The sequence below is a fragment of the Janthinobacterium sp. GMG1 genome (assembly GCF_034427795.1).
Classification (GTDB): domain Bacteria; phylum Pseudomonadota; class Gammaproteobacteria; order Burkholderiales; family Burkholderiaceae_D; genus Janthinobacterium.
The window spans coordinates 1-6,223 of record NZ_JAXQNT010000023.1 but is presented as its reverse complement, the minus strand read 5'-3'; the positions used below and the strand labels follow the sequence as shown (position 1 = coordinate 6,223).

The 6,223-nt window shown below is 62.5% G+C and carries 6 protein-coding genes; 3 read left to right on the top strand and 3 right to left on the bottom strand.

Annotated features, from left to right (window positions below):
* Positions 1–2,602: beta strand repeat-containing protein (locus tag SJI03_RS28615; RefSeq protein WP_322429428.1), on the bottom strand; the 2,602-nt coding region annotated here is incomplete at its 3' end.
* Positions 2,603–3,146: 544 nt separating this feature from the next.
* Between SJI03_RS28615 and SJI03_RS28610 the strand changes: the two genes are divergently transcribed.
* From SJI03_RS28610 to SJI03_RS28600, 3 genes are read left to right on the top strand one after another with little or no spacing between them, the layout of a single operon-like run.
* Positions 3,147–3,650, top strand: a complete 504-nt coding sequence (locus SJI03_RS28610) for a phage tail protein (RefSeq protein WP_322429427.1) — start codon at positions 3,147–3,149, stop codon at positions 3,648–3,650.
* A gap of 30 nt (positions 3,651–3,680) precedes the next feature.
* Positions 3,681–4,214, top strand: coding sequence for a phage tail protein (locus SJI03_RS28605; RefSeq protein ID WP_099380905.1), 534 nt, complete (start codon positions 3,681–3,683; stop codon positions 4,212–4,214).
* A gap of 48 nt (positions 4,215–4,262) precedes the next feature.
* Positions 4,263–4,796 carry a phage tail protein gene (locus SJI03_RS28600; RefSeq protein WP_322429426.1) on the top strand — a complete coding sequence of 178 codons (534 nt, stop codon included), beginning with the start codon at positions 4,263–4,265 and terminating at the stop codon, positions 4,794–4,796.
* Between the two features lie 65 nt (positions 4,797–4,861).
* On the opposite strand, the gene SJI03_RS28595 is transcribed toward SJI03_RS28600, so the two are convergent.
* On the bottom strand, positions 4,862–5,155 hold the full coding sequence (locus tag SJI03_RS28595; RefSeq protein WP_322429425.1) for a DUF6916 family protein: 294 nt from the start codon (positions 5,153–5,155) through the stop codon (positions 4,862–4,864).
* Between the two features lie 166 nt (positions 5,156–5,321).
* On the bottom strand, positions 5,322–6,223 hold a 902-nt coding region (locus SJI03_RS28590; protein ID WP_322428162.1), incomplete at its 5' end, for an autotransporter outer membrane beta-barrel domain-containing protein.

Here is a 6,223-nt window from a genome sequence, read left to right as displayed (position 1 = left end):
CAGGCACGGCGATCGCCACGCTGCTGGAATAGGAGCGTGAACCCGTGTATGGGCCGCTGCCGGTGCTGCTGTCGGTCGCGGTGACGGTAAAACTGTACCCGCCGGTCGCCGTGGGCGTGCCGGACAGGGTGCCGTCCGCCGCCAGGCTCAGGCCCGTCGGCACGCTGCCGGCAGTGACGGCATAGCTGTACGCTGCCGTACCGCCGGCGGCGGTGATGCCCTGGCTGTAGGCCACGCCGGAAGTCATGGCCGGCAAGACCGTCGGCGTAATGCTGATCGTTGGCGCATTGACAGTCATCGAGTAGGCGCGCGCACCGGAATACGGACCGCTGCCCGTCGAACTGTCCGTGGCGCGCACGGTAAAGTTGAAGACGCCGCCCGCCGTCGGCGTGCCCGACAACAGACCGCCGCTGGACAGGCTAAGGCCGGCCGGCAAGGCGCCAGCGGTGATGGCGTAGGTGTATGGCGCGGCGCCGTTCGCGGCCGTCACGTTCTGGCTGTAAGCCGTACCCACGGCTGCCGCTGGCACGGTACTTGGCGCAAGCGTGATGGTGGGCCCGCTGACCGTAATCGTCACGGTAGCCGGCACCGAGGTGCCAGCGCCGTTGCTGGCCGTGTAGGTAAAGCTGTCTGGCCCGCCATAGCCTGCCGTCGGCGTATAGGTGATGCTGGTGCCGCTGGCCGTTGCCGTGCCGTGCGAGGCGCCGGATGCGACGGCCACCGAGGTCGCCGCGCCGCCGCTCAAGTTCAGGGTGATCGGATTGGCGCTGCTGCCATAAGCCACCGTGGCGCTGACGGCGCCGGCAACCGGTGCAGCGAAATAAGTGAATTGATCGGCCACGCCGGTGGTGCTGGTGCCGCCCGCCGTGGTCACGCGCACGTCGATAGTTCCAGCAACGCGGGGCGGCGCCGTCGCCGTGATCTGCGTGGCGCTGTTGACGGTGTAGCCGGTGGCCGCCGTGGCGCCGAACGTCACGGCTGTCGTGCCGCCAAAATTCGAACCGCTGATGATGACGGCGCCGCCGCCGGTGGTAGGTCCAGAAGTAGGCGAAATGCTGCTCACCACCGGTGCCGCCACATACGTGAACTGGTCCGCCGCGCCGGCCGCGCTGGTGCCACCAGGTGTGGTGATGATCACGTCGACAGTGCCAGCAACGCCGGGCGGCGCCGTCGCCGTGATCTGCGTGGCGCTGTTAACCGTGAAGCTGGTCGCTGCCGTGGAGCCGAAGGTCACCGCCGCGGCGCCTGTAAACCCCGTGCCCGTAATGGTGACGCTGGTGCCGCCAGCAGTAGGACCTGCCGTGGGCGAAATGCTCGTCACCGTCGGTACCGCCACAAAGGTGTACTTGTCCGCCGCGCCGGCGGCGCTGGTGCCACCAGGTGTGGTGACGGTCACGTCGACAGTACCAGCAACGCCGGGCGGCGCCGTCGCCGTGATCTGCGTGGCGCTGTTGACCGTGAAGCCGGTCGCTGCCGTGGCGCCGAAGGTCACCGCCGCGGCGCCGGTAAAGCCCGTGCCCGTGATGATGACGGTGCTGCCGCCAGTGGCCGGGCCTGCCGTGGGCGAAATGCTGGTGACCGTTGGCGCAGGAATATACGTGAACTGGTTCGCGGCGCCGGTGGCGCTGGTGCCGCCGCTTGCGGTGACGGTCACGTTCACGGTGCCGGCGCTGCCCGCTGGCGACGTGGCTGTCATGGTCGTGGCATTGACCACGGTGACGCTGACGCCATTGTTGGCGCCAAACTTCAGCGCCGTGACTCCTGTAAAACCGGTACCGGTGATCGTGACGGCCGTGCCGCCGGTCGCAGGGCCGGAGGCAGGCGACACGGCGGTGATGGTCGGCGGCGGCTGGGCGTTGATCACCAGGGAATAGCTTCTGGACGTGTTATACGGTCCGTTGCCGCCCGTGACATCCGTCGATTTGATCACGAAGTTGAAGGTACCCAGGCTGCCTGGCGTGCCCGAAATCAGGCCGCTGCTCGACAAGGTCAGGCCCGGCGGCAAGCTGCCCGACTCCACTACATAGGTATAGGGCGCGGTGCCATTGGAAGTGGACATCTGCTCGCTGTAGGGCGTCGACAGCCCCCCAGGAGACAAGACGGTGGGCGTAATGGACAAGATCGGTATGGCGATCGACACGGAATAGTTCTTGGTGACGGTCAGCGGCGTGCCTGACGTCGAATCGGTCACCTTGACGCTGAATACATAGGCACCGGTAGCGTTCACGGTGCCGGAAATCACGCCGCTCGACGACACGGTTATACCAGGTGGCATGGTTCCGGAGTCAAGCGCATAGGTATAGGGCGCCACGCCGCCGCTCGCCGACATGGCCTGGCTGTACGGCACGCCAATCACGGGTGGCGTCAAACCGGCCGGCGAAACGGTAAAGGCTGCCGCGGGAGGCAAGACAGTCACCGTGAAAGTCACGGCCTTGCTGTCCTCGTCCCACAGAACAAAGCTGTCGGACAAGGCCCCGTCGCCATTATTGATATAGGTCGCAATGCCGGTACCGTTACCCACGAGCCCGGTAATCGTGCCGTGCAACGCCGTCGCGCCATTGTCCGTCAGGCCAAATTCGCTACAGTCAGACAAATCAATCACATAGGGGGCTCCTGATGCGACGGTAAAACTTCTCTGATTGGGAGTACATTTCGTGCTCGGATCACCCGGATCCGCCTGTGCAGGACCTGCGACGAGTCCCAGCATCACCAGGCACAGCGAAGCGAACCAGTGCACGAAAAGGCCCGAGACTGGCGGCCTGTCCGCGGCACGGTTTGGCATTCGTCCCTGGTTCCCCACAAAAAAAGAACGCAGGAAAAAATGTGCCGGGCGGCCAATAATATCGTTGCAAGTACGCAACATAGTTTCTCCAATACAGAGTTTTTCAGACGAAATTCAGACAAAAATGAACGTGATTTCAGGCCGTCGGCAATGCCCATTCCGAGCTCTTCCAGAGTGCCAACAGATGTTGACGCTTGCCATATGACAACGTATGCTACTCCGAGATTTCAATAAAGTAACTATAACAAAAAGGGTTTTTCAAAACACAATATTGATTACAAATGGAAAATATTATTTTCTTAACATTTGATGGCATTCCAACCGTGGGAGAACGATGATGGCTGATGTGTATCTAGGACAAATCATGATGGGCGGTTTCAATTTTGCGCCGCGTGGCTTTGCAGCATGTAACGGGCAATTGCTGCCAGTTGCACAGAATCAGGCGCTGTTTGCGCTGTTGGGGACGTATTACGGCGGCAATGGCAGTACCACCTTTGCCCTGCCTAACTTGCAAGGCAGTACTCCTGTGGGAGCTGGCGGTTCGGTGGATGGCTCCTGGCAGCCCGCCCCCTATCAGATTGGCACGCGGGCGGGAGTGGAGGCTGTCACCTTGCTACCGACCCAGATTCCGGCGCACACGCATGCGGCCAATGCGGTGACGGCGCCCGGTACCTCGAAAAACCCCACGAATACCCTGTTTGGCGGCAGTGGCGCGGAATCCATCTACGGTTCGGCCGGCCCGCAAGTCACCCTGTCCGGTCAGACCCTGGCGTTGGCCGGCGGCAACCAGGCGCATCCCAACATGCAGCCGTTCTCGGTCATCAACTTCAATATCGCCTTGAGCGGTATCTTCCCGTCGCGCAACTAACGAATCAGCCACTTCTTACGGAGCATAGTCATGACCACACCCTATGTCGGCGAAATTCGCCTGTTTTCCTTTCCCCGCATTCCCAGCGGCTGGTTCGCCTGCGACGGCAGCCTGAAACCGATCTCCGAATACGAGGTACTGTTCGTCCTGCTGGGCACCACCTACGGCGGTGATGGCGTCACCACCTTTGCCGTGCCCGACCTGCGCGGCCAGGTTCCCCTGCATATGGGCACCGGTCCCGGCCTGAGCAACCGGCCCATCGGACTGAGAAGCGGCAGCGAATCGGTGACCTTGCTGGCCACCCAGCTTCCTACGCATACGCACCCGTTCAATGTGAACAGCACCCTGGCGACGGCGAATGTGCCAGCAACCAACCTCCTGCTGACGGCCCCGTCGAATAACGACAAGATGTACACGAGCGATCTGACCGGCCTGACCGCCTATGCACTGGCAACCACCGCCACGGGCGCGACAGGCGGCAACCTGCCGCACGAGAACACCATGCCGACCCTGACCGCCTCATTTTGCATCGCATGGGCAGGCATTTTCCCATCGCAGCAATAACAGCCGGCACGCAAGCGCAGCCACTAACATCGATCAGGAGAACCTACCGTGACATCACCATACATTGGCGAGATACAAGTCTTCGGCTTCAATTTCACACCCTACGGTTGGGCCAGCTGCAATGGCGCCACCCTGCAAATCCAGCAATATAGTGCCCTGTTTTCATTGATCGGCACGCAGTATGGCGGCAATGGCACCACCACCTTCCAGCTGCCCAACTTCACGGGACGCGCTCCCTGCAGCCAGGGACAAGGACCAGGACTGACACCGCGCGTGATGGGCGAAACCTTCGGTAGCAACAGTGTCACGTTGAACGTCACGGAGATCCCGAACCACACCCATCAGCTCAATGTGTACCGCCAGCCCACCGCCGGCCTGCAGCACAACACACCGCTCAGTGGCGATGGCTTGATTGCGCTTGGCGGCACGTCCGCATTCGTGCCGACGACGCCACCCAATGTCACGCTGGCCCCTGCGGCGATCGGTACCGCTGGCGGCGGCCAGCCGCACGAAAACCGCCAGCCGTTGCTGGCGGTCAATTTCTGCATCGCCCTGCAAGGCGAATTCCCGTCGTTTGATTAAGTTGGATTAATCCAGGCAGGCGGCGCCATCGCGGCGCCCGCCCTGCCTTTCTCCCCGTACTGGCCTCAGTTAAACACTGCCTGGTACAGAAAGCCGTGGCTGTCACGCGCCACCGGCACCAGAAAGATACCCACCTCGCCAAACGCCTCATGCTGCATCTGGAAGATTTTCTGGTTGAACAGGATGGGCGAGCTATTGTGAAACAGCAGGCTGAACGGCTTGCGCATCAAGCCCTCCAGGGTCGCTGTCGGCAGCGGGCGCACTTCCTTCAGGACAAAGGCGGCATTCCCGTCAGCGGCCGCAACAAACGTCTCGTTGACGCGCGCGGCAAAATGTTCGAGGGTCAGGACATTCATCATTCCAGGTATTCCATTCCGTAAGCAGTGTGGTCAAGACGATGCCTGATTCTAATGGAATCATTGCCGCCCTGACACGGCAATGACATGAAAAAAACAGGCGTCACATGCGCCACGGGGCGGAAGCAAGCTGCTCCCGCCCCGTGGCGTCACTCCGTGATTCGCAGCCCTACTTGAGCGGCATGGCGATGCCGAACATCACCGACTGGGTCCGCCCGCTATCGATATTCAGATTGCTGTTGTAGTCCAGCGTAATCGTCATGCCGTTCGACAGTAGCAGTTTGACGCCCAACCCGGCCGCCCAGTTGCCCGTCTGCTGCGGCACCGTGCGGATCACGTACACGGGACCGTCGGCCACCAGGTCGGCATACGCCAGGCGCGCATCATCGGCGCCCTGGAACTGGTGCCGGTACTCGAGCCTCGCGCGCGGGAACCACGTGCCCAGGCCGCCCACATAGATGCCCTCGGCACGCACGCCCAGCGCGCCGATGCGCGAACGCACCGTCTGCTTGAAGTAGCTCAGGGCATTGATGCCCGCCGCCTTCTCCGTGTACGGATCGAGCTTGGCCGACATCAGTTCCACGCGGCCATATGGCGACCACATCCAGGTTTCCTGGCGCATCTCCATGCCGCCCACCAGCGCCCCGAACACTTGCTTGCCGTCACGTTCACCGGTGGCGAAACCGCTGCCATCGCTCAGGTAACGCGAGGCGTCGTACTGCAAGGTACCGTAGCCGAGCACGCCATCGAGGAACACGCCCTTGCTCGGACGCAGGCTGCCATACACGGCCGCCACGGCGCTGTCGGCCGTGCTGCGACTGCCGTTCTGGCCCACGTCGCTGCGGTCATGGCTGAAACCGGCGCCCACGCCCAGGGTGGCCAGGTCGCTGAGGCGGTAATCGCCACCCACGCTGACACCATTCGTGCGGAAGCGGAAGCCCGTCTCGCGGCCATTCACATAATGCTGGCCGAAGTCCACTGCGCCACCGAGCCACAGCGACAACGCCTGCTTCTGCGTGTCCGGCTTTTGCGGCATGTCCGGCAAGCCCTGCGTGGCGCCGCTGACATCAA